Raw genomic sequence first — 21,308 nt, forward strand, 5'->3', positions numbered from 1 at the left:
ACGTCCTCACGGGATGCATGCCCCGTCACCGCGCGATCACGCTTTGTGGCGCGCGGCGCTGCCGACGGCCGGAGTCGCTCGGTTAACTTCCGGAAAATTCCGGGGAGTTGCCGTTGACGTGGAGGGATCTACGCGCGTCATCATAGGACCCATGCGAATCCCCCCACGGGTCATCACGCTCGGCGGCACCGCCGCCCTCCTGTCCGCTCTCCTCGTCGGCGCCCCGGTAACGGCCGCCGCCGCGGACCCTTCCCCCGCATCCGCCGCGGCGTACGCCTCCTCCCCGGCGTACGCCGCCTCCTCCCCCCACACGCCGTCCTCCGTCGCGTCGGTCGGCAGCATCTGCTACTCCGCCCTCCCGTCCCAGGCGCACCACACGCTCGACCTCATCGACGCCGGGGGCCCCTTCCCCTACGCGCAGGACGGCGCGGTGTTCCAGAACCGCGAGGGCGTCCTGCCCAGTCGGACCACCGGTTACTACCACGAGTACACGGTCGTCACGCCGGGCTCCTCGACCCGGGGTGCCCGCCGGATCGTCACCGGGTCGGCGGTGCAGGACTACTACACCGCCGACCACTACGTGAGCTTCGACCTCGTCAACCACGGCTGCTGACACGTCACTTCCACCGCGGCCTCCGCGTCCGGCCCGCGCCGCCGTCCCCCACCGGCGGCGCGGGCCCTGCCGGTGAGCGGGTTCTGTGCCGGTGAGCGGGGTCAGGGCCGGGGAACGTTACGCAGGTTGGAGCGGGCCATCTGGAGCATCCGGCCCACTCCCCCGTCCAGCACGATCTTCCCGGCGGAGAGCGCGAACCCCGTCACCATGTCAGCGCTGATCTTCGGCGGAATGGACAGGGCGTTCGGGTCCGTGACGACGTCGACCAGCGCGGGGCCCTTGTGCTTGAAGGCGTCCCGCAGGGCGCTCTCCAACTGCTTCGGCTTCTCCACCCGGACGCCGTAGGCACCGGCCGCGCGCGCCACGGCGGCGAAGTCCGGGTTCTTGTTGGTCGTACCGAACGAGGGCAGTCCGGCGACCAGCATCTCCAACTCCACCATGCCGAGGGAGGAGTTGTTGAACAGTACGACCTTGATCGGCAGGTTGTACTGGACGAGGGTGAGGAAGTCGCCCATCAGCATGGAGAAACCGCCGTCGCCGGACATCGAGACGACCTGACGGTTGCGATCGGTGAACTGGGCGCCGATCGCCTGGGGCAGGGCATTGGCCATCGAGCCGTGACTGAACGAACCGATCACCCGCCGCTTGCCGTTGGGCGTCAGGTACCGGGCCGCCCAGACGTTGCACATGCCGGTGTCGACGGTGAACACCGCGTCGTCGTCGGCGATTTCGTCCAGGACCGAGGCCACGTATTCCGGGTGGATCGGCACGTGCTTCTCGACCTTGCGGGTGTACGCCTTGACCACGCCCTCCAGCGCGTCGGCGTGCTTCTTCAGCATCCGGTCGAGGAACTTTCGGTCGCTCTTCGCCTTGACCCTCGGAGTGAGGCAGCGCAGCGTCTCGCGCACGTCGCCCCAGACCGCGAGATCGAGCTTGGAACGCCGCCCCAGGCGTTCCGGGCGGACGTCGACCTGGACGATCTTCACGTCGGTCGGCAGGAAGGCGTTGTACGGGAAGTCGGTGCCGAGCAGGATCAGCAGATCGCACTCATTGGTCGCCTCGTACGCCGCGCCGTAACCGAGGAGGCCACTCATACCGACGTCGTACGGATTGTCGTACTGGATCCACTCCTTGCCGCGCAGCGCGTGTCCGACCGGCGCCTTCACCTTCTCGGCGAACTCCATCACCTCGGCGTGCGCGCCCGCCGTGCCGCTTCCGCAGAACAGCGTGACGCGTTTGGCCTCGTCGACCATCCGGCAGAGCTTCTCGATCTCCTCGTCCCCCGGGCGGACCGTGGGCCGCGAGGTGACCAGGGCGTGTTCGATCGACTTCTCGGGCGCCGGCTGGGAGGCGACGTCACCGGGCATGGAGACGACGCTGACGCCGCCCCGGCCGATGGCGTGCTGGATGGCTGTCTGGAGGAGGCGCGGCATCTGCTGCGGGTTGGAGATCATCTCGTTGTAGTGGCTGCACTCCTGGAAGAGCAGCTCCGGATGGGTCTCCTGGAAGAAACCGAGTCCGATCTCGCCGGAGGGGATGTGCGAGGCGAGAGCGAGCACCGGCGCCATGGAACGGTGGGCGTCGTACAGCCCGTTGATCAGGTGCAGGTTGCCGGGGCCGCAGGAGCCGGCGCAGGCGGCGAGGCTGCCGGTGATCTGTGCCTCGGCACCGGCCGCGAAGGCGGCGGTCTCCTCGTGCCGGACCTGGACCCACTCGATGCCCGAGTGGCGCCGGATGGCGTCGACGACCGGGTTCAGGCTGTCGCCGACGACGCCGTACATCCGCTTCACTCCCGCCCGTACGAGAATGTCGACGAACTGTTCCGACACGTTCTGCTTGGCCATGGGAATGTGCCCTCTCTGCCCGTGCTCCGTGCACGCTCGGCTGTCCGGACTCCGGAACCCGAAACTCCCGAACCCCCGGGAATCGCAGCCGGACGGTCTCCGCAGTCCATCAACCCATGGCGGGCGCGGTTACGCCTCCCAGACCGCGGCGGCGGTGCGGTCGTCGGCGTGCCCCTCGATCCGGATCTGGAGATCCGCCAGGAACTGGGCGAGGCCGGGCGGGCCTTCCGCGGCCCAGCGCCCGGCGAGTTCCCCGGCCAGGGCCGGCTCGGCGCGCATCGGTTCGGCGAGCCCCGACGAACAGAGCAGCAGGGTGTCGCCCGAACGGGCCACGGAGGCCCGGAACCTGAAGGGTTCGGAGGGCGGTGGCACCGGGTCCTCGATGTACGGCCCCGCGGGCGTCACGATCTGGAGGTCCAGCGTCAGCCGGTCCTCGGCGGGGTCGGGAGCGCCGGTGCCGGGTCTGCCCGTGCCGACCGGCTCGCGCGGCGGCGAGCCGAAGCCGACGACCGCCTCACCGATGGCCGCCCTGCCCTCGGGGAGTGCGGGTTCGAGGTCCTGCCAGACACCGTCGCGGAGCCGGAAGAGGCCTCCGCCGCCGACGCCGAAGAAGACGCGGGTGCGGCACCGCGGATCGGCGGACAGCAGCAGGCAGCGCAGCGCGACCGAGTGTTCCCGGGGGTCCAGCCCCAGTTCGGCGGCACGGGACCGGAGCTTGCCGTACGTACGGTCGGTGAGCCGGTGCAGTCCGGACTTCAGGTCGCCCCGGCGTCCGGCCCGGATGTCCTCGGAGAGGCGCGCGTGGCTGCGGCCGACCGCCCCGCCGATCCAGCGGCAGGCGTCCGCCGCCGCGAGGTGCGCCCCTTCCGCACCCCGGGTGCCCCGGGCGACGGCGACGAGGACCAGTCCGCCCTCGCCGCTGCCGAACCGGGCGGTGAGCAGCGCGTCGCTCCGGGGCTCGCCGCGGAACCGGGCGGCGTCGCCGCGTACGGAGACGGTGCGGAGGGTGTACGTGCCGTACCGGGCACCGTCGAGGACGGTGTCGGGAACGAGTCCGTCGAGGTTGAGCGGGGTGGTGGCCGGCAGGGTGGCGGGCTCGGCCTCGAAGGCCGGCGGGTGCTCCCCGAGGTGTCCGGGAGCGGCCGGTCGGCGCCCGGTGGAGGTGGGTGGCGCATCCGTGTCCTGCGGGGCGGAACCCTTGGCGTGCCTGCCACCGGCCCGGTCGTTCCGGCTCTCCACCGGCTCCGGCTCCGGCTCCGGCTCCGGCTCCGGCTCCGGCTCCGGGGGCACGGGCACGGGCACGGGTACGGCGAAGGTGCGGGGTTCCGGTGACCCGGCCGGCGCCTCCCACGGTGCCGCGAACCGGACGGCCCCGGGCGGCGTGGCGGGGCGCGGCGGCACGGCGTCCGGCGCGGGCGGGACGGGCGGCGCGGGCGGGACGGGCGGCGCGGGCGGGGGCGACGGCGGGTCCTGCGGGGAGGACGGGCGCTGCGGCGGCGGTCCGAGCACCGGCGGCCGGCCCCCGGATGGCAGCTGCTCCGGCGGACGCTGCGGAGCCCGGAGCTCGGACGGCCGGGGCCCGGGTGGCAGGTGCTCGGGTGGCAGGGACTCGGACGGGCGGGGCCCGGACGGCCGGGGCTCCGGGCGCCGCGGCGCGGGTGACACCGCGCCCAGCCACGCGTCCGTGATCACGGTGTCCTCATGGGCCTGATCCGCGGGGGCCTGATCCGCGGGGGCCTGATCCGTGCGGTCCGGTTCCACGTGCTCCCCGTCCGCGAGGAGCGCTTCCTCGTCATCGGTCCCGGCCCGGGGTGCGGCGGCCCGGAAACCGGCCCGGGGGTCCGCCTCCGCGTCGGGGTCGGCGTCGGTCTGCGGAGCGGCACCGGCGTGCGGGCCGGCCGGGGCGGAACCGTACGCCTCCGCGCCCGACGGGCCGTCGGACGGGCCTGTCGGCGCCGGCGAACTCACCGCGTCCGCGGCGGAGTCGAAGCGTTCGTCCAGGCTCTCCCGCGCGGCGGCGGGCCCGGTGTCCGGGGCGCCCTCGTCGTAGAGCTTGCGCCACCACTCGTCCTCGTGGGCGGTGGGGTTCTCCCCCTGCTGACTCATGGCCTTATTGTCCACCGCGAACGGCGGCCCAAACCGGGTCCTCGCGAAAAAACGTGTCCTCGGGTGGGCCCGCCGGGCTGTCCCACCCCCCACGGGAAGGACGCCCGGCGGACCGGTCCGGGCCGCCCGCGCGGCTGGCCGGCGCGCCTTCGGGGGACGCGGAACGGCCTTCGGGTGGTGCCACCTTGGCAGGGGGGCCACCGGTACGGGGATGATGGGCGCGGCGGGTTTGCGCCGTGGCCGTTTTCCGCCACGGCGGGTCGGCCGGCGCAGGTGGTGCGTGGTCCACGACGCCCGGGGAGGGTCCGAGGAGAATGCTGAGTGCCATAGGTCTCGACGAGCGGCAGGAAGCCGCCTACCGCGCGCTGGTCGCCCTGGGAGCGGCCGAGCTCCCCCATCTCGCCCACCGTCTGGGTCTGCCGGAGGCGGAGACCGAACGCACCCTGCGCCGGCTGGAACAGCAGGGGCTCGCCGCACAGTCGTCGGCCCGGTCCGACCGGTGGGTGGCGGCACCGCCGGGCGTCGCGCTGGGCGCGCTGCTGATCCAGCAGCGGCACGAACTGGACCAGGCGGAGCTGGCGTCCGCGCTGCTGGCGGCCGAGTACCGCGCCGAGGCGAGCGAACCGACCGTGCACGACCTGGTGGAGGTGGTGACCGGGGCGAGCGCGGTGGCCCAGCGCTTCCACCAGTTGCAACTGGGCGCGGTCACGGAGGTCTGCGCGCTGGTGACCGGGAACCCCATCGCGGTGAGCGGCATGGAGAACGAGTCCGAGGAACGGGCGGCCTCCCGCGGGGTGTCCTTCCGCGTCGTCGTCGAGCGCGAGGTGCTGTCGCTGCCGCAGGGCATCCTGGAGCTCTCCGCCGCGCTGGGCCGGGACGAACAGTGCCGGGTGGTGGAGCGGGTACCGACGAAGCTGGTGATCGCGGACCGGGCCCTGGCCATGGTGCCGCTGACCGGCCGGCACGCCGAGCCCGCGGCCCTGGTCGTCCACGCGAGCGGACTGCTGGAGTCGTTGATGGGCCTGTTCGAGGCCGTCTGGCGCGAGGCGATGCCGCTCCGGCTGGGCGAGCAGGGGTGTCTGAAGGAGGGTGAGAGCGGTCCCGACTCCACCGATCTGGAGATCCTGTCGTTGCTGCTCGCGGGTCTGACGGACGCGAGCGTGGCCAAGCAGTTGGAGCTGGGGCTGCGGACGGTCCAGCGCCGGGTGAAGGGGCTCATGGAGCTGACGGGTGTGTCGACCAGGCTCCAGTTGGGCTGGCACGCGTACGAGCGCGGTTGGGTGGCCCGTATCCACCCCCGGTCCTGATCCCGGCCCCGGTCCTGATGCTGGTCCCGCGGTCCTGATCCCGGTCCTGATCCTGCCCCCGCGGTCCTGATCACTTCCCCGCCTCCGCCTCCGCTCGGGCGGGTTCCGGGGCGCGGCCGCCCTACCGGGGTCGGGCGCGCCCCGTCCGACCTGCGCTGACGCGCGGGAAGGCGGGGTCTCCGGCAGGCTGGGAGGATGAGTGTGTGGCAGCTCGTCGCCGTGGGTCTGGTGGTGCTGCTCGGGCTGATCGGGGTCCTGGTCCCCGGCGTACCGGGCCAGGCGATCGTCTGGGCCGCCGTGGTGTGGTGGGCACTGACCGACGTGTCGCCGCTCGCCTGGGGGGTGCTGATCGGGTCGACGGCCCTCCTGCTGCTGAACCAGGCGCTGAAGCCGCTCCTGCCGCCCCGTCGGCCGAAGGAGTCGGGGGCTCCGCGCCGGGCCCAGCTCGTCGGCGGGCTCGCCGCCATCGGGGCGTTCTTCGTCGTGCCGGTGGTGGGCGGCGCCCTCGGCTATGTCGGCGGTGTCTACGGCGTCGAGCGGTTGCGGCTGGGGTCCCGGAGCGCCGGGTGGGCCTCGGTCAGGTCGGTCATGCGGGCGACGGGATACGCGGTGCTGGTGGAGCTGTACGCGTGTCTGCTGGTGGCCGGGGCGTGGCTGGGCGCGGTCGTCCTGGGGTGAGAATCCGGCCCAGGACGCCCCCGCCCGCCCGCGCGCCCGTTCACTCGCGGCGCCAGCCCTCCGCCTCCACCGTGTCGGTGTCCCCGGCGGCGAGCCTGCCGAACAGCCGGAGCACGTCCTCGGTGGTGGCCCGCTCGATCACGCCGGGGACGAGCGTGTCGTCCTCCACGTTCTCCCAGAGCAGCAGCCCTCCCGCGTAGGCGGTAAGCGACCAGCCGGACTCGTGCGTGAGCGAGATGTCCGGGTTCTCGCGGTCCGTCTCGCCGAGGGAGGCCACGGCCGCCCGTACGGCGTCGGCGTCGGGCTCTTCGACCGGGGTGCCGGTGATGTCGTACATGAAATAGGTCATGCCGCTCATTACCTCATCACGTCCGCCGGACCGGGGCACCGGCCCGGCGGGCGTGCGGGGTGATCCCGTGACCCGTGATCCCGTGACCCGTGATCCCGTGGCCTTTACCTGACCCGTCCGCGCTTGGCTTCCATGGCGGACCGCCCCTCCGCCCCTCTGCGCTTCCACTCCCGCAGCATCTCGGTACGGACCCGGGCGTCGGTCTTGGCGACGATCCGCTGGTTCTCGCGCAGGAGCTTCCTGTAGCTGTCGAACCGCCGGACGGAGAGGGACCCGTCCTCGATGGCGGCGGCCACCGCGCAGCCCGGCTCGGAGGCGTGGGCGCAGTCGTGGAAGCGGCAGTTTCCGGCCAGTTCCTCGATCTCCGAGAAGACCTGGCCGACGCCCGCCTCCGCGTCCCAGAGTCCGACTCCGCGCAGTCCCGGGGTGTCGATGAGCACACCACCGTTCGGCAGGACGAGAAGGTTGCGGGTCGTGGTGGTGTGACGGCCCTTCCCGTCGACGTCCCGGGTGGCCATCACCTCCATCACGTCCTCGCCGAGCAGGGTGTTGGCGAGGGTGGACTTGCCCGCGCCGGAGATGCCGATGAGCACACTCGTACCGCTGGAGACGAGGGCGGTGAACACGTCGACGCCCTCGCCGGTGTGCGAGCTGACGTGGAGGACCTGCGCCCCCGGTGCGACGGCGGCCACGTCCTCGGTGAGGTGCGCGAGCGTCGCCGCGTCCGGCACCAGGTCGGCCTTGGTCAGGACGACCACGGTCTCGGGCTGTCCACCGGCACCCGCCGCGCCGCCCAGCAGGGCGTCCCCACCGGAGCTGGAGAGGGCGAGCGCGAGGAACCGTTCCAGCCGTCCGAGGTCGAGCTCGACCGCGAGGGACACGCAGATGACGATGTGGTCGATGTTGGTGGCGAGCACCTGCCCCTCGGAACGCTGCGAGGAGGTCGACCGTACGAAGGCCGTTCGCCGCGGCAGCAGCGTACGGACGAACCGCGGGTCACCGTCGGGATCGACGGCCACCCAGTCCCCGGTGCAGACGATCCGCATCGGGTCGCGGGGCACCACGAACGCGCTGTCCGCCTGCAGGGTGCCGGAGGGGGTGATCACGTCGCACCGGCCCCGGTCCACCCGCACCACGCGGCCGGGCAGGAGACCCTGCGCGGCGTACGGGGCGAAGGCGGCGGCCCAGTCGTCGTCCCAGCCGTAGGGCGTGAGGGGATGCGACGGGGCCGGGAGGCCGGAGAGAACGGTGAGGGAGAAGAAAGACAAGGGGAAACCCTTCACAGGGTGGCCCCGGCAGCGCGCGTCGCGCGGAGGGAGTGAAGGTCAGCCGGTGGCCACAGGGGGGAGAACAGTGCTCGTCCGATTGCGGGCAGCGCCCGTCGCCATGACAGTCATCAATGTCCTCACCTCCTGGTTCCTCGCCGACGGCCGTTCGCCGGTTCGGCGCCCCGTGCGGTGTCGCACGGGGACGGTGTCCACCCTAGCCAGTCGCTCCCGGCGACCGCCAACGGATTTGTCGGGACAGCCCCATACAGGCCCTGGACGGCCGACCGCGCCTCTGGGCACTTCCGCGGCTACGGGCCGGAGTTACGCGCAGATCTCCCTCGTTCAGGTGATAAGCGTGCACAACACCCGGTCCGCCACGGTTAGGGTGCCGAGCATGACCTCACCCCAGACGTCCACCCACCCCTACTCCCCTGCCCAGTTGGGCACCCAGATCGTGATCGGCTGGAGCGGCCGGCACCCGGGGGGCGGACATGATGTCGCCTTCCTTCTGACCTACTCCCTGGGAGACGGACAGGACGGTCCGCTGGTCGGCCAGGCCGCCATGCGGACGGCTCTGGAACGGGCCGGCCTCAAGGTCGGCGGCGGAGTCGCCGACGCGGCCGAGCAGCCCGGGCTCCAGGTCAAGCTCCTCGTCCAGGCCGGGCAGGCCGTCCTGACCCTTCCTCACCTCACGGCGCAGTACCCGGCGCCCGTCGAGTGGCTGGCCGCCGTGAGGGACCAGGGCCAGGTGTACGGCATGTTCGCGACCCGTCCGTGGCCCGAGGCGGTGCCCGGTCGGCCGGTGAGCGAGGACCAGTTGCGCGCGTACGCCGCGAACCCCGACATCGTCGCCACCTCGGCCCACTGCCTGATGCCGGTACGCACACTCGGCTGACCGGTCGGCTCGCCCGGCTCCCCGGACATGACGATGCCCACCACCCCCCGTGGGGTGGTGGGCATCGTCATGAGCGGTGCCTCACCCGCGGGTGCGGGCGGCGGCGGGGAGAGCCCCGTCGGCCGCCCGGCCGCGCGCGGGTCAGTTGTTGCCGGCGCCGTTGCCCGAGAGGAGCGGGATGTCGTCCAGGACGTGCGACAGCGGCTCGTCGCCCTTCGCCTGCGTGGAGTTGTCCGCGCACTGCTGGTTCTGCGGGTTGGACAGGACGTTGACGTCCTGGACCGTGATCGGGACGAGCCCGATCAGCGAGCCCACGTTGGCCTTGACCGGCACACCGAGGCACAGGTCGTTCAGCGTGCCCTGGATGAGCTGGTTCTGGGGGCTGAAGGCGCCGTTGGTCTCGCTGTTGCCGACCTCCGACTCGGCGCCGTTCCCGTTGACCGTCGTGGTGCCGCCGTCGTTGCCGATCGCCAGGGCCATCGGGGCCGCGGCTACGGACAGACCGATCAGGGACACAGCCATAGCCGCGCCGGTCATCATCTTCTTCATCACGCTTCACCTTTCGGAGCGTTCCGTTGTGGAACGTATTGATCAACCCCCTCCGGCACATTCGGTTGCGCAGCACCACTCAAATGGGTTTGATCTGGCGTGAAATAGACGCCTCCGGGCTAATCTCCGGGCGTTTTGCGGTGATTTCTGGCTGCCGGGACCCGGCATCCCATGACTCCTGGGGCGGACTCCACCGGCTCGGCGCCCAGCCGGCTCACTGCCTGCCATTCGGCGAACAGCCGGTCGTAGATGGGGGTGTCACTGTCCGCGGGCCGACGGTCGTGCGGCGGATTCTGACTGTCGTACTGGTCCATGGAAGAGCCCTACCCGCACCCGGCCACGACGCCGGCGCCCCTGCGGCATCCGGCCCAACAGCGGTACCTGTGTGCGCGGTGGCGCGGCGAACGGACCTCGCCCGCATCGGCCGCGGGTCGCCCGCCGCACGTGTCGACGCGGGAACGACGGAGGGCCCGCCCCTCCGGACGGCCGAATGATCGGTCGCGCCACGGAGGAACAGGCCCCATGTCTGGTCGAGCGCCGGTGAGGAGCGGGTCGGGGTACGCCGCGTGGGCGTCACACCCGCACCGCGCCGGTCAGCGGTTGCCGGTGCCGTTGCCCGAGAGGATCGGGAGGCCGTCCAGGATGTGCGACAGGGCCTCGTCACCCTTCGCCTGGGTCGAGTTCTCGGTGCACTGCTGGTTCTGCGGCGAGGACAGCACGTTGATGTCCTGGACGGAGATCGGGATCAGGCCGATGAGCGAGCCGAGGTTGGCCTTGGCCGGCAGGGCGATGCAGGGCTTGTTCAGCGAGCCCTGGATGAGCGCGAACTGGGGGCTCCAGTCGCCGTGCGTGGCGGAGTTGCCGTAGGACTGCACGGCACCGTTGCCGTTGACGGAGGTGGTGCCGCCGTCGTTACCGATGGCCATGGCGGCCGGCGCGAACGCGGCCGAGACGCCGACCACAGAGGCCGCGACCGCGGCGGAGGCCATCATCTTCTTGAACATGGAAATGCCCTTCGTGAAATGTCTACGTGCCCGCCTGTCCGGAGCGACCTGATCAACTCTCGGGAACGGGATGGGTTGCGCCGGTTCACTCAAAAGGTGTTGCGCCACCGTTTCGCCGCCGGAAATCGGTGTCCGAAGCGAACCGGTCCGGTAAAACACGTGCCTCCGCGCCGATGAAACTCATGAACATCCCCCGAGGGGTTGTCCGCGGTGCGTGGTGGAGGGCTGTCAGCCGCCGAGCGAGAGGCCGCCGAGGAGGGGCGTAGCCCCCTTGGCGGCGCTCTTCGCCTCACCGGCGAGCTTGCCGACGGTGCCGTCCTTCTTCATCGTCTCCGTAGCGCCGTCCACCGTGCCGCCGACCGCGTCGACGACCTGCGGAGCGTTGTCCATGACCTGGTTCAGACCGGTGTCGAGGCTGAAGACGGGTGCGGTGGGGGCCTCCGCGGCGGCGAACGCGGGGGCGGCCGTTCCGAGGGCGACCACCGAACCGGCAAGGAGCGCGGCAGTCTTCGCGTACTTCACTTTCAGCTTCCCTTCTGGAGCGGCAGCCGTATCGGCCACTCAGGGCGACCGCACACAAGCCCTCTCTGGCTGTGACTCCTGCCGCTCGCACCAGAACAACGAGCCCGGATCGCCACGGAAACTGTGTGGGGAGGAATTGTCCGCTCGTCCCGCCCGCAAAAGAGCGCCCCGCGGAACAGGAGGCGACCCCGGTGACGGCGAAGGCCCCGGGTCACCGAGGTGATCCGGGGCCGACCATGGGCGAGCGCGGCTCACCCGGCCATTTTTCAGGCGTTGACGCAGGTGTTGCCGAAGGCCGGGTTCAGCAGGCCGATCACGTTGATCGTGTTGCCGCAGAGGTTGATCGGAATGTGGACCGGAACCTGGATGACGTTTCCGGAGATGACGCCCGGAGAACCGGCCGCGACGCCCTCGGCGCCGGCGTCGGCCATGGCCGGGGCAGCGGCACCCAGCGCCATCAGGGTTCCGGCGGCGACAGCGGCAACCTTGGTGTACTTCATTTTCATCCCTTTCTCGCGGCGGAGTCCGAGGCGCTCACGTATTTCGTGATGCACGGGCGTTCTTTCGAACGCCCGTGACTCCGACGCTTTCCTTCATAACGAGGAGGGGGCGGAATCGAAACTCTCTGAGAAGAGATTTTCTTCAAATCCACCCGCATGGTGCGATGATCCGACGGCCGCCGGTCCCGCGACAGGCACGCGAGCACGGACGGGCCGCCACGCACTGCCGCGGAGCGGCAGGGGTCGGGCCCGGGCCGGACGGGGAGGAAGGCCGTCGGCCCGGGCCCTTGGGAGCGCGTGGATCAGTTGTTGCCGACACCGTTGCCGGAGAGGACCGGGATGTCGTCCAGGATGTGCGACAGGGCCTCGTCGCCCTTCGCCTGGGTCGAGTTTTCGGTGCACTGCTGGTTCTGCGGCGAGGACAGCACGTTGATGTCCTGGAGCGTGATCGGGATGGCCCCGATGAGCGAGCCGACGTTGGCCTTCAGCGGCAGACCGACACAGGGCTTGTTCAGCGACCCCTGGACCAGGCCGAACTGCGGGCTCCAGTCACCGTTCGTCTCGGCGTTGCCGTAGGACTGCGTGGCGCCGTTGCCGTTGACCGAGGTCGTGCCGCCGTCGTTGCCGATGGCCATGGCTTGCGTGGCCCCGAGACCGAGGATGGAAGCGGCGACGGCACTCGTCGCCAGAACCTTCTTGATCACGATTAACCCTTCTCGTACTCGTTGCCCCGTGGAGGAGCGGCCTGAACAACTCACAGCTCACCGTTTGGTTCTCCGCGTTCACCCGATTGCCCGACATTCCCTTGCTCCACCTGGGAGAACGCGCCCACGACCGCCCGCCCGGGTGGATGCCCGACCGCGCGTACGAGCCTTCTTTCGGACCCCCCGCGCCCTCACGGCGCCCCACAGGGCCGGAAAGGTCGTACTCGGCTTCCGCAGGCGGGAGCACGCTCCCACAGCGGGGCTGACGGGCCTGAATGCCCCGGGGAACGGTCAGCCGAAGTGGATGGTCGGGGCAACCTTCCTTGGGACAGCCCGTCATTCCATGCATTCAAGGATCATCCGTTCGAGTGAATGCCATTTTCCCCTGCGCCTTCTGAGTTTCCATGACGGGCCCGCGTCGTTAGGGCTGTTATCCAGCGCGCACGTGGGACGTCTGTTCCGCCAAGGTCTCCGGCCCCGGTCGCACAGTGACGCCCGTCCAGCATTCCTCGGGCGAGTCCAGTCATACGGAAATTTCCAAGGAAGAGCAGGAAATGCGACAGGTTCTGAAGAAAAGCACATTGCTCATCGCCGCCGCCTCGGGGCTCATCTCCGCCGCCGGAGGGCAGGCGTTCGCGGACGCCGGCGCGTCCGGCGCAGCGGTCGGCTCCCCCGGCGTGGCGTCCGGGAACGTGGTCCAAGTCCCTCTCCACGTCCCGGTCAACCTGTGCGGCAACACGGTGAACGTCATCGCGCTGCTCAACCCGGCGTTCGGCAACACCTGCGCCAACACGAGCACTCCCGCCGCGCCGCCGGTGGTGGTCGAGCCGCCGGCCAAGCCGCCCGTTCACGTCCCGCCGGTCGACCATCCGCCGGTCGACGAGCCGCCGGTGCACGAGCCGCCGGTGGACCACCCTCCCGTCGACAACCCGCCGGTGGACCACCCGCCGGTCGAACACCCTCCCGTCGACAACCCGCCGGTGGACCACCCGCCCGTCGACGAACCGCCCGTCGACGTCCCCCCGGTGGACGTCCCGCCGGTCGATGCCCCGCCCGCCGACGTCCCGCCGTCCGACACGCCCGTGGCGCCGGCTCCGCCGGAGCTGGCCGAGACCGGCGCGGCCGGTACCGGCCTGGCGGCCGGAACGAGCGCTGCGATGCTGCTCGGCGGGGTGCTGCTGATGCGCCGCGCCCGGGACGCACGCAACTGACGTACGGCGCACAGCCAAGGGCTGTCCCGGTCGGGGAGCGGACGCCGCTTCCCGACCGGGCCTTCCGTCATGTCGAGTTGAGGGCTGTCCCGTCAGACGGCGACCCGCTCGAAGATCGCGGCGAGGCCCTGCCCGCCGCCGATGCACATGGTCTCCAGGCCGTAGCGGGCGTCGCTGCGGTGCATCTCCCGGCTGAGGGTGGCCAGGATGCGGGCGCCGGTGGCGCCGACGGGGTGGCCGAGGGAGATACCGGAGCCGTTGACGTTGATCCGCTGCTCGTGGTCCTTCTCGCCGAGCCCCAACTCGCGGGTGCACGCGAGCACCTGGGCGGCGAACGCCTCATTGATCTCGATGAGGTCGAGGTCGGCGAGCGTCAGGCCGGCCCGCTCCAGCGCCGTCCGTGTGGCGGGGACCGGGCCGATGCCCATGGTCGCGGCGGGGACGCCGGCGCGGGCGAAGGAGACCAGCCGCACCAGCGGGGTCAGGCCCAGGCGCTCGGCGGTGGCGGCGCTGGTGACGAGGCAGGCGGCAGCCGCGTCGTTCTGGCCGCTGGCGTTGCCGGCGGTGACCGTCGCCTCCGGATCGGACTTGCCCATCACCGGTCGGAGTGAGGCCAGTTGCTCGGCGGTGGTCTCGGGGCGGGGGTGCTCGTCGGCGGTGACGGTCTGCTCACCCTTGCGGGTCCGGACCGTGACGGGGACGGTCTCCGCGTCGTAGCGGCCCTCGGCGGCGGCACGGGCGGCGCGTCGCTGGGAGCTCAGGGCGAGCGCGTCCTGGTCCTCGCGGCTGATTCCGTACGTCCGGCGCAGGTTCTCGGCCGTCTCGATCATGCCGCCGGGGACGGGGTGGTGGAGGCCGCCGGCGGTGGCCCGGCCGCGTGCGAGGGAGTCGTGGAGCTGGAGGCCGGGGCCCTTGATGCCCCAGCGGCCGTCATGGGTGTAGTAGGGGGCGGCGCTCATGACGTCGACCCCGCCTGCGATCACGACCTCACTGAAGCCGGCGCGGATCTGCATCGCCGCGTCCAGTACGGCTTGGAGACCCGAACCGCAGCGCCGGTCGATCTGGGTGCCCGTGATGGTGACGGGCAGCCCCGCGTCGAGTGCGGCCACCCGGCCGATGGCGGGTGCCTCGGCGGTCGGGTAGGAGTGACCGAGGATGACTTCGTCGACCCGCTCCGGGTCGATGCCGGTGCGCGCGACGAGTTCGGAGATGACGCGTGCGGCGAGCTCGGCGGGGGTCGACCGCGCGAAGGCGCCGCCGAATCGGCCGATCGGGGTGCGCAGCGGTTCACAGACGACGACGTCGAGCGGGTCGGTCACGGGGTGCCTCTCGGTGCGGGTACGGCTCACGGGCCGGGGCGGCGTGCGCGCGTACGGCGGGGCGCGTGGGGACCTGCGGCATTGCGCGGGTGCCGGCGGCGCGGGCCCGGCGCGTTCCGTGCCCGACACGACCCTCGCACCCCGCGACTGAGTCGGTCCAATACCGAAATGGCCCTGCTTCAGGACGCTCGACGTCTCAATCGGTCGTGGCCGGTCGTTCGGGCGGTGTCGGCAACGCCTCCGAGGCCACGGCGAGCACCACGCGCAGGGCGGCCGAGGGGTTGTCCTCCCGCCAGGCGAGCGCGGTGTACCGGCGTACGGGAGGCCCGGCGAGGGGGCGGTGCACGAGTCCGTTCTGCTGGATGTGTCCGCAGGAGCTGACGGTCAGGGTCACGCCCACCCCGGCCGCGACCAGCGCCATGATCGTGTACGAGTCGGGGGCTTCCTGCACCACGCGCGGGGTGAACCCGTGCGCCGCGCAGGCCTGTTCCATCGCGTCCCGGACGGTGGAGCCCGCGTCGGCCGGGAAGGAGACGAACGGCTCGTCGGCGAGTGCGCCGAGCGGCACGGCGGGCAGAGCCGCGAGCGGGTGGTCGGAGGGGAGCGCGCAGATGAGTTCCTCCTCGCCGATCACCCGGTGGGCGACGCCCGGAGCGCTCACCGGCAGCCGGACGAACCCGAGGTCGAGCGAGCCGTCGGCGACCCGGGCCAGGGCCACGTTGGCGTAGGTCTGACCGGTCATGACCAGTTCGAGGCCGGGGTGGGCGGCCCGGACGGCACGGGTGAGTCTCGGCAGGGTCTCGTGGGAGGAGGCCCCGGCGAAGCCGATGGTGACCTTGCCGTACTCACCCCGCCCGGCGGCGCGGGCGACACCGACGGCGGCTTCCACTCCGGCCAGGACCTCGCGCACGGGGCCCAGGAAGGACTCCCCCGCGCTGGTCAGCCGCACGGAGCGGGTACTCCGCTCGAAGAGCTGGACGCCGAGTTCCTTCTCGAGTCGGCGGATCTGCTGGCTGAGGGGTGGCTGGGCCATCCGGAGCCGTCGGGCGGCACGGCCGAAGTGCAGTTCCTCGGCCACAGCGACGAAGCCCATCAGATGGCGCAGTTCCACGGCGTTCCCCTGTCCGGAGCGGCCGGCCCGGCATCCGGAGCAGCACGGTCCCGCCCACGAGACTAAGGGCTGTCCGCACCTCTCCAGAGGGTCCTCCCGTCCTTCCTCCTGGATGGGTGCGCGGCTCTCCGGCGTCGCCGCCCCGCGTCGCGGGTCACCGGCAGGCGTTCGCTCCGGGGGCGAGGAGGTCCCGCCCCCGTGCTTCGAGCGGGGTTCTCCGAGGTCACGCGGGGGTTCGGGGGCGGCGCAGTTCGGGCTGTCCGAAGAGGAGGGCGTATCCGCCGGGGAGCCCGCGGAGGACCCGGCCGAGGAGATCGGGGCCGGCGAGGCGGGCGACGACGGCGAGTACGGCTCCGGTGTCCCAGCGCGCCGTCGCCGGGGTGGTGCCGGTACGGGCGGCCAGGTCCGCGACGAAGTCCCACCCGGTGAGCCGTTGTCCGGCGGGGATCTGCCCGCTGAGGGTGAGCGCGGCTTCGACGGGGAGGCATTGCGCGAGGTCGACCCGTTCGCCGCCGCCGACCTGGCGGCCGAGGGCGGCGAGGACGGTGTGGACGACTTCCTCGGCGCGTTCGAGGGTGGGGTAGGCACCCTCGTCGCGGACACGTTCGAGCATCTGCTCGAAGGTCATGGCCGCAGGGGTCGGGTTCGCTCGGAGTTGGTCGTGCATGACGCGGTGCTTGCCTTTCTGTTCGAGGCTCGGCAACGGGACGGGGCTGTAACCGATGTGGGCGTCGGCTCGTGCGGTACCCCCGAGGAGCGGATGGACGCGCGAGGGAAGGAGCGCCGTCGGGAAGGGGCGCCGGAGGGACGGGCCCCGGTCGGGGGTGCGCGCCGGCTCAGGGGCTGTGTCGGGGCCGCCGTCGGGCCGGGTGTTCCCGGGCGGAGGTCGGGGTCGGAGGAAGCGGGTGTCCCGTCCTCCGCCGCGGGTGCCGGACGGTTCAGCCGGAGATCTGCCGCTGGTCGGACCGGCCGCCGATGGTGACCTTGCGCGGCTTGGCACGCTCGGCGATCGGAATCCGCAGGGTCAGGACACCCGCGTCGTACTCCGCTTCGATGTGCTCGGTGTCGAGGGTGTCGGCCAGCATGATCTGGCGGGAGAAGACGCCGAGGGGCCGCTCGGACAGTTCCATCTGCACGCCCTCGGACCGCTCCGCGGGCCTGCGCTCGGCCTTGACGGTCAGCATGTTGCGCTCGACGTCGACGTCGATCGCCTCCGGGGGAACTCCGGGGAGGTCGAGGGCGATCACGTAGGAGTCACCCTGCCGGTAGGCGTCCATCGGCATCACGGACGGCTTCGACCATGTCCCCGAAGTGCCGGACAGCTGCTGGACGATGCGGTCCATCTCGCGGAAGGGGTCAGTGCGCATCAACATTGCGAAACACCTCCAGTTGGCTCAGGCAGGAACTGCCAATGCGCTTCCAGGTGCATCCGTTGTAACATGTCATCGAAACGATGACAAGCACGATGTCATCCAGAGGGTGACAGGAGCTGCAGGATGACCGACGCAGGGAGATCGCGATGAATGACGCTCACGGCACCGCCGGGCCGGACTCCCCTGTCCCTTTCCTGGCCGCCGCCGCGGCGCTGGAGGTCATCGACCGGGCCGTCAGGGACGCGCGGGACGCGCCGGCGGACGCCGCGGGGCCCGTACCCGAAGCGGGCCCCCACCCGGCCCTCGCCGCCCTGCTGGTGCTGCGCGAGGTCCGGGAGCAGCTCGCCGGTTGGGAGAGCGGGCTGATCGAGACGGCACGCGACCGGGGGGCGAGCTGGGCCGACCTCGCCGGTCCGCTCGGAGTCGCCAGTCGGCAGGCCGCCGAACGCCGTTACCTGCGCCAGCGCCCCGGCACGGCCGGCAGCACCGGCGAAGAACGCGTCCAGGCCACCCGCACCACCCGTGCCGCGGACCGCACGGTCACCGTGTGGGCCCGCGACCACGCGGCCGACCTCCGCCGGCTCGCCGGCCGGGTCACCGCCCTCACCGGGCTGCCCGAAGGCGCCGCGAGCGCCGTCGACGAGCTGAACCGGGCCCTCGCGCACCACGAGCCGGCCCGGCTCATCCGCCCGCTGACCGAATCCCGCCCCCACCTGCGGCCCGAGGACACCGACCTCGCCGAACGCATCGACGCCCTGACCGAGCACACCGAGCAACTCCGCCGGAACACTCGCCACCAGCGCGACACGTGACGCACCGGGTGCGGCGCGCCCGGCACCTTCGCGGACGGGCCGCGCCAGAGAGGTCGTCCGCCCGATGGCACGAGCGGCCCGCCGACGGACGGTCCGGGCGCCCTCTCCGCCGGTCCTACTTGGGGGGTCCCGGTTTCCAGGTGGAGCCGCCGACCTGCCCGTCGGCTGCGTCCCTGCGCTCTTCCGGCTTCTTCGCGTCCTTGTCCCAGGCCGCGTGCAGCCGGGACCTCAGGTCGTCCGGGGGAAGGAAGCGGGACCAGCGTTCCGGGTACTCCGAGGGCATGTCGCCGCCCTCGTCCGTGCCGTCCTCGTCGTCGGCGTACATCGCCCAGGCCGAGGGCCGGGTCCGGGCAACGAACTCGGCGGCCTGCGCGGCGCGGGCGAGGTCGTTGGCCTCGCGGGCCGCGGCCGTGGCCATGGACGGCCACACCCGGTCGATGGCGGCGTTCACCGCCGCCCCGACGAGCACCGCGAAGGCGGAGACGCCGATCCACAGGAGTACGGCGATGGGAGCGGCCAGGGATCCGTAGATCGTCGGACCCTCGACGGTGCTGGTCAGGTAGAACCGCAGGACGAAACTGCCGATCACCCACATTCCCAGGGCCACCAGAGCCCCCGGGACATCCTCCATCCAGGGCGACCGCACGGGGACGGACACGTGGTAGAGGGTGGTCAGGAAGGCGATGGTCAGCAGGATGACCAGGGGCCAGTACAGGACGGCGAGGACCTCGGTGCCCCAGGGGACCAGCTCGACCACCCGGTCCGGACCCGCCACCAGCAGGGGCAGCACCACGGCCCCCAGCAGCAGGGCGACGACGTACAGCAGGAAGGCGAGCAGGCGGGTCTTGACGATGCCGCGCTGGCCGTCGAGTCCGTACATGACGGTGATGGTCTCGACGAAGACGTTCACCGCGCGGGAGCCGGACCACAGGGCGATGGCGAAGCCGATGGAGATGACGTCGGGGCGGGCCCCGTTGGTGATGTCGTCCAGGAGCGGTTTGGCGAAGTCGTTGACGCCTCGCTCGGAGAGGACGGTCTGCGCGGCGTCGAGGATGTTCCGCTCGATGGAGGCGACCGTGGTGGTGGAGGTCCAGTCGTCGACGTACCCGAGGAGGCCGATCAGGCCGAGCAGCAGCGGCGGCAAGGAGAGCAGGGTGAAGAACGCCGCCTCGGCGGCGAGCCCGAGAATTCGGTACTCCATGCACGAGTTGACGGTGTCCTTGAGCAGATGCCACACCATCTGCCGCTTGGAGACGTTGCGGTAGAGAACTCGGGCACGGTGGAGCCGGCTCGATCTCCGCTCGGGTGTTTCCTTTGCTGCCTGCACGTCCTTACCGTATCGGCATGGCAGCCACCACCCACACAGTGACCAATCAAGTACCGCCGCTGGTCGGCTACGACGTCTTTGGCGCGGATCGCGCCCTGTCGGAAGCGGTGGAACGACATCTCGCCCCCGGAATCCTGCTCCAGGCACGGCAGGAGCTGCGCACGCTGGGACAGGCGGCCGGTTCGGCGCAGGCGCAGGAATGGGGAGCGCAGGCGAACGAGAATCCGCCGAAACTACGCACCCATGACCGATACGGACATCGGATCGACGAGGTCGAATTTCACCCCGCCTGGCACCGGTTGCTGGGTCACGCGGTGACCGCCGGGCTCACCGACGCGTGGGGCCGGGAGGGCGGCCACGTGCGGCGGGCGGCGGGCTTCCTGGTATGGACGCAGGCCGAGGCGGGGCACGGCTGCCCGCTGTCGATGACGCACGCGGCGGTGCCCGCGCTCCGTACCGATCCGGCGCTCGCCGCCGTGTGGGAGCCGCTGCTGACCTCGCACGTGTACGAGGAGGGGCTGAGGCCCCCCACGGAGAAGCCCGGGGTCCTCTTCGGGATGGGGATGACCGAGAAGCAGGGCGGCACGGACGTCCGCTCCAACACCACCGCGGCCGAACCGCTGGCCGCCGAGGGCGAGTACCTGCTCACCGGGCACAAGTGGTTCTGCTCGGCCCCGATGTCGGACGGCTTCCTGGTGCTGGCCCAGGCGCCGGGCGGTCTGACCTGCTTCCTGGTGCCGCGGGTGCTGCCGGACGCCACCCGGAACACGTTCGCGATCCAGCGGCTCAAGGACAAGCTGGGCAACAGGTCCAACGCGTCGAGCGAGGTCGAGTTCGACGGGACCTGGGCCCGCCGGGTCGGCGAGGAGGGGCGGGGAGTGCGCACCATCATCGAGATGGTCGCGGCGACCCGTCTGGACTGCGTCGTCGGTTCCGCCGCGCTGATGCGGCAGGCCGTGGCGCAGGCGATCCACCACAGCACCCACCGGAGCGCGTTCGGCGGGCTGCTGATCGAGAAGCCGCTGATGCGCAACGTGCTGGCCGACCTGGCGCTGGAGTCGGAGGCGGCGACCGTGCTGGGCATGCGGCTGGCCGCCGCGTACGACGCGGACACCGAGGAGGAGCGGGCGTTCCTGCGGCTCGCCGTCCCGGCCGCGAAGTACTGGGTGACCAAGCGGTGCACCGCGGTGGTCGGCGAGGCGCTCGAGTGCCTGGGCGGCAACGGTTACGTCGAGGAGTCCGGGATGCCCCGGCTGCTGCGGGAGGCGCCGCTCAACTCCATCTGGGAGGGCTCCGGCAATGTGCAGGCCCTCGACGTGCTGCGTGCCCTCCAGCGGGAGCCCAGGGCGCTGGACGCGCTGTTGCGGGAGGTCGGCAAGGCGCGGGGAGCAGATCACCGGCTGGACGGGGCGATCAAGGACCTGTTGACCGAACTGGCCGATCTGGACGGTGTGGAGGCGCGGGCCCGGCGGATCGTGGAGCGGATGGCGCTGGTGCTCCAGGGGTCGTTGCTGGTGCGCTGGGCGCCGCCGGAGGTCGCCGACGCGTTCTGCGCCTCGCGGCTCGGCGGCGACTGGGGGTCGGCGTTCGGGACGCTTCCGCACACCCTCGACCTGGCGTCCGTCGTCGCCCGGGCGAGGCCGGACGCGGAGACGCCGTGACGGCTGGCGGCCGACCGCCGGACACCCCCTGAGTGCGCGGGGCTCCCCGGGAACACGGCGCACAGCGAAGGAGGGTGGTGCTGCGCCGACACGGCACCACCCTCCACGCCAGTGCTGCACCGGGCGGCGCCGGCGCGAAGCCGCACCGAACGGTG

21 protein-coding genes are annotated in these 21,308 nt (G+C 71.7%); 7 read left to right on the top strand and 14 right to left on the bottom strand.

What is annotated here, in order from left to right:
• Positions 1 to 151 precede the first annotated feature (151 nt).
• A complete protein-coding gene (locus tag ACFYPN_RS13060; RefSeq protein WP_389298099.1) occupies positions 152 to 613 on the top strand; it encodes a ribonuclease domain-containing protein in 462 nt (153 codons plus the stop codon).
• Positions 614 to 714: 101 nt separating this feature from the next.
• On the opposite strand, the gene ACFYPN_RS13065 is transcribed toward ACFYPN_RS13060, so the two are convergent.
• Both ACFYPN_RS13065 and ACFYPN_RS13070 read right to left on the bottom strand, forming a co-directional pair.
• Positions 715 to 2,457: a pyruvate dehydrogenase gene (locus ACFYPN_RS13065; RefSeq protein WP_358756225.1), complete on the bottom strand. Its 1,743-nt coding sequence runs from the start codon at positions 2,455 to 2,457 to the stop codon at positions 715 to 717.
• Positions 2,458 to 2,586: 129 nt separating this feature from the next.
• On the bottom strand, positions 2,587 to 4,563 hold the full coding sequence (locus tag ACFYPN_RS13070; RefSeq protein WP_389298101.1) for a protein phosphatase 2C domain-containing protein: 1,977 nt from the start codon (positions 4,561 to 4,563) through the stop codon (positions 2,587 to 2,589).
• 314 nt (positions 4,564 to 4,877) lie between these two features.
• Between ACFYPN_RS13070 and ACFYPN_RS13075 the strand changes: the two genes are divergently transcribed.
• Both ACFYPN_RS13075 and ACFYPN_RS13080 read left to right on the top strand, forming a co-directional pair.
• Positions 4,878 to 5,870, top strand: a complete 993-nt coding sequence (locus ACFYPN_RS13075; protein WP_358756222.1) for a helix-turn-helix domain-containing protein — start codon at positions 4,878 to 4,880, stop codon at positions 5,868 to 5,870.
• Between the two features lie 195 nt (positions 5,871 to 6,065).
• A complete protein-coding gene (locus ACFYPN_RS13080) occupies positions 6,066 to 6,548 on the top strand; it encodes a DUF456 domain-containing protein (protein ID WP_389298103.1) in 483 nt (160 codons plus the stop codon).
• A gap of 40 nt (positions 6,549 to 6,588) precedes the next feature.
• Here ACFYPN_RS13080 and ACFYPN_RS13085 read toward each other — a convergent pair whose 3' ends face one another.
• Positions 6,589 to 6,897 carry a hypothetical protein gene (locus ACFYPN_RS13085; RefSeq protein ID WP_358756218.1) on the bottom strand — a complete coding sequence of 103 codons (309 nt, stop codon included), beginning with the start codon at positions 6,895 to 6,897 and terminating at the stop codon, positions 6,589 to 6,591.
• Between the two features lie 104 nt (positions 6,898 to 7,001).
• Positions 7,002 to 8,165 (bottom strand): ribosome small subunit-dependent GTPase A, encoded by a 1,164-nt coding sequence (gene rsgA / locus ACFYPN_RS13090; RefSeq protein ID WP_389298105.1) that lies wholly within the window; start codon positions 8,163 to 8,165, stop codon positions 7,002 to 7,004.
• A gap of 394 nt (positions 8,166 to 8,559) precedes the next feature.
• Here rsgA and ACFYPN_RS13095 point away from each other — a divergent pair, with 394 nt between their 5' ends.
• A complete protein-coding gene (locus tag ACFYPN_RS13095) occupies positions 8,560 to 9,060 on the top strand; it encodes a DUF5949 family protein (protein WP_358756214.1) in 501 nt (166 codons plus the stop codon).
• 141 nt (positions 9,061 to 9,201) lie between these two features.
• Here ACFYPN_RS13095 and ACFYPN_RS13100 read toward each other — a convergent pair whose 3' ends face one another.
• The 5 genes from ACFYPN_RS13100 to ACFYPN_RS13120 form a co-directional block, all read right to left on the bottom strand.
• Positions 9,202 to 9,609, bottom strand: a complete 408-nt coding sequence (locus ACFYPN_RS13100) for a rodlin (RefSeq protein WP_389298107.1) — start codon at positions 9,607 to 9,609, stop codon at positions 9,202 to 9,204.
• A gap of 593 nt (positions 9,610 to 10,202) precedes the next feature.
• Positions 10,203 to 10,613: a rodlin gene (locus ACFYPN_RS13105; RefSeq protein ID WP_358756208.1), complete on the bottom strand. Its 411-nt coding sequence runs from the start codon at positions 10,611 to 10,613 to the stop codon at positions 10,203 to 10,205.
• Between the two features lie 228 nt (positions 10,614 to 10,841).
• On the bottom strand, positions 10,842 to 11,135 hold the full coding sequence (locus ACFYPN_RS13110) for a hypothetical protein (RefSeq protein WP_358756206.1): 294 nt from the start codon (positions 11,133 to 11,135) through the stop codon (positions 10,842 to 10,844).
• Between the two features lie 266 nt (positions 11,136 to 11,401).
• Positions 11,402 to 11,635, bottom strand: coding sequence for a chaplin (locus tag ACFYPN_RS13115; protein WP_328718657.1), 234 nt, complete (start codon positions 11,633 to 11,635; stop codon positions 11,402 to 11,404).
• A gap of 302 nt (positions 11,636 to 11,937) precedes the next feature.
• Positions 11,938 to 12,339, bottom strand: coding sequence for a rodlin (locus tag ACFYPN_RS13120; RefSeq protein ID WP_389298110.1), 402 nt, complete (start codon positions 12,337 to 12,339; stop codon positions 11,938 to 11,940).
• Between the two features lie 554 nt (positions 12,340 to 12,893).
• Between ACFYPN_RS13120 and ACFYPN_RS13125 the strand changes: the two genes are divergently transcribed.
• Positions 12,894 to 13,550, top strand: a complete 657-nt coding sequence (locus tag ACFYPN_RS13125) for a chaplin family protein (RefSeq protein ID WP_389298112.1) — start codon at positions 12,894 to 12,896, stop codon at positions 13,548 to 13,550.
• 92 nt (positions 13,551 to 13,642) lie between these two features.
• Here ACFYPN_RS13125 and ACFYPN_RS13130 read toward each other — a convergent pair whose 3' ends face one another.
• From ACFYPN_RS13130 to ACFYPN_RS13145, 4 genes are all read right to left on the bottom strand, one after another.
• The gene (locus ACFYPN_RS13130) at positions 13,643 to 14,869 is read right to left on the bottom strand and encodes an acetyl-CoA C-acetyltransferase (RefSeq protein WP_389298113.1); all 1,227 of its coding nucleotides are present in this window, start codon (positions 14,867 to 14,869) and stop codon (positions 13,643 to 13,645) included.
• Positions 14,870 to 15,065: 196 nt separating this feature from the next.
• A complete protein-coding gene (locus ACFYPN_RS13135) occupies positions 15,066 to 15,980 on the bottom strand; it encodes a LysR family transcriptional regulator (RefSeq protein ID WP_358756198.1) in 915 nt (304 codons plus the stop codon).
• A 223-nt stretch (positions 15,981 to 16,203) separates the two neighbouring features.
• The gene (locus ACFYPN_RS13140) at positions 16,204 to 16,647 is read right to left on the bottom strand and encodes a DUF2267 domain-containing protein (protein ID WP_358756196.1); all 444 of its coding nucleotides are present in this window, start codon (positions 16,645 to 16,647) and stop codon (positions 16,204 to 16,206) included.
• A gap of 271 nt (positions 16,648 to 16,918) precedes the next feature.
• Positions 16,919 to 17,353, bottom strand: a complete 435-nt coding sequence (locus tag ACFYPN_RS13145; protein WP_358756194.1) for an Hsp20/alpha crystallin family protein — start codon at positions 17,351 to 17,353, stop codon at positions 16,919 to 16,921.
• A gap of 146 nt (positions 17,354 to 17,499) precedes the next feature.
• Here ACFYPN_RS13145 and ACFYPN_RS13150 point away from each other — a divergent pair, with 146 nt between their 5' ends.
• On the top strand, positions 17,500 to 18,165 hold the full coding sequence (locus tag ACFYPN_RS13150) for an HSP18 transcriptional regulator (protein WP_358756192.1): 666 nt from the start codon (positions 17,500 to 17,502) through the stop codon (positions 18,163 to 18,165).
• Positions 18,166 to 18,280: 115 nt separating this feature from the next.
• On the opposite strand, the gene ACFYPN_RS13155 is transcribed toward ACFYPN_RS13150, so the two are convergent.
• On the bottom strand, positions 18,281 to 19,492 hold the full coding sequence (locus tag ACFYPN_RS13155) for a YihY/virulence factor BrkB family protein (RefSeq protein ID WP_389298115.1): 1,212 nt from the start codon (positions 19,490 to 19,492) through the stop codon (positions 18,281 to 18,283).
• Positions 19,493 to 19,509: 17 nt separating this feature from the next.
• Between ACFYPN_RS13155 and ACFYPN_RS13160 the strand changes: the two genes are divergently transcribed.
• On the top strand, positions 19,510 to 21,153 hold the full coding sequence (locus ACFYPN_RS13160) for an acyl-CoA dehydrogenase family protein (protein ID WP_358756188.1): 1,644 nt from the start codon (positions 19,510 to 19,512) through the stop codon (positions 21,151 to 21,153).
• Positions 21,154 to 21,308 lie beyond the last annotated feature (155 nt).

The organism is Streptomyces sp. NPDC005576 (genome assembly GCF_042871745.1).
Lineage (GTDB): Bacteria > Actinomycetota > Actinomycetes > Streptomycetales > Streptomycetaceae > Streptomyces.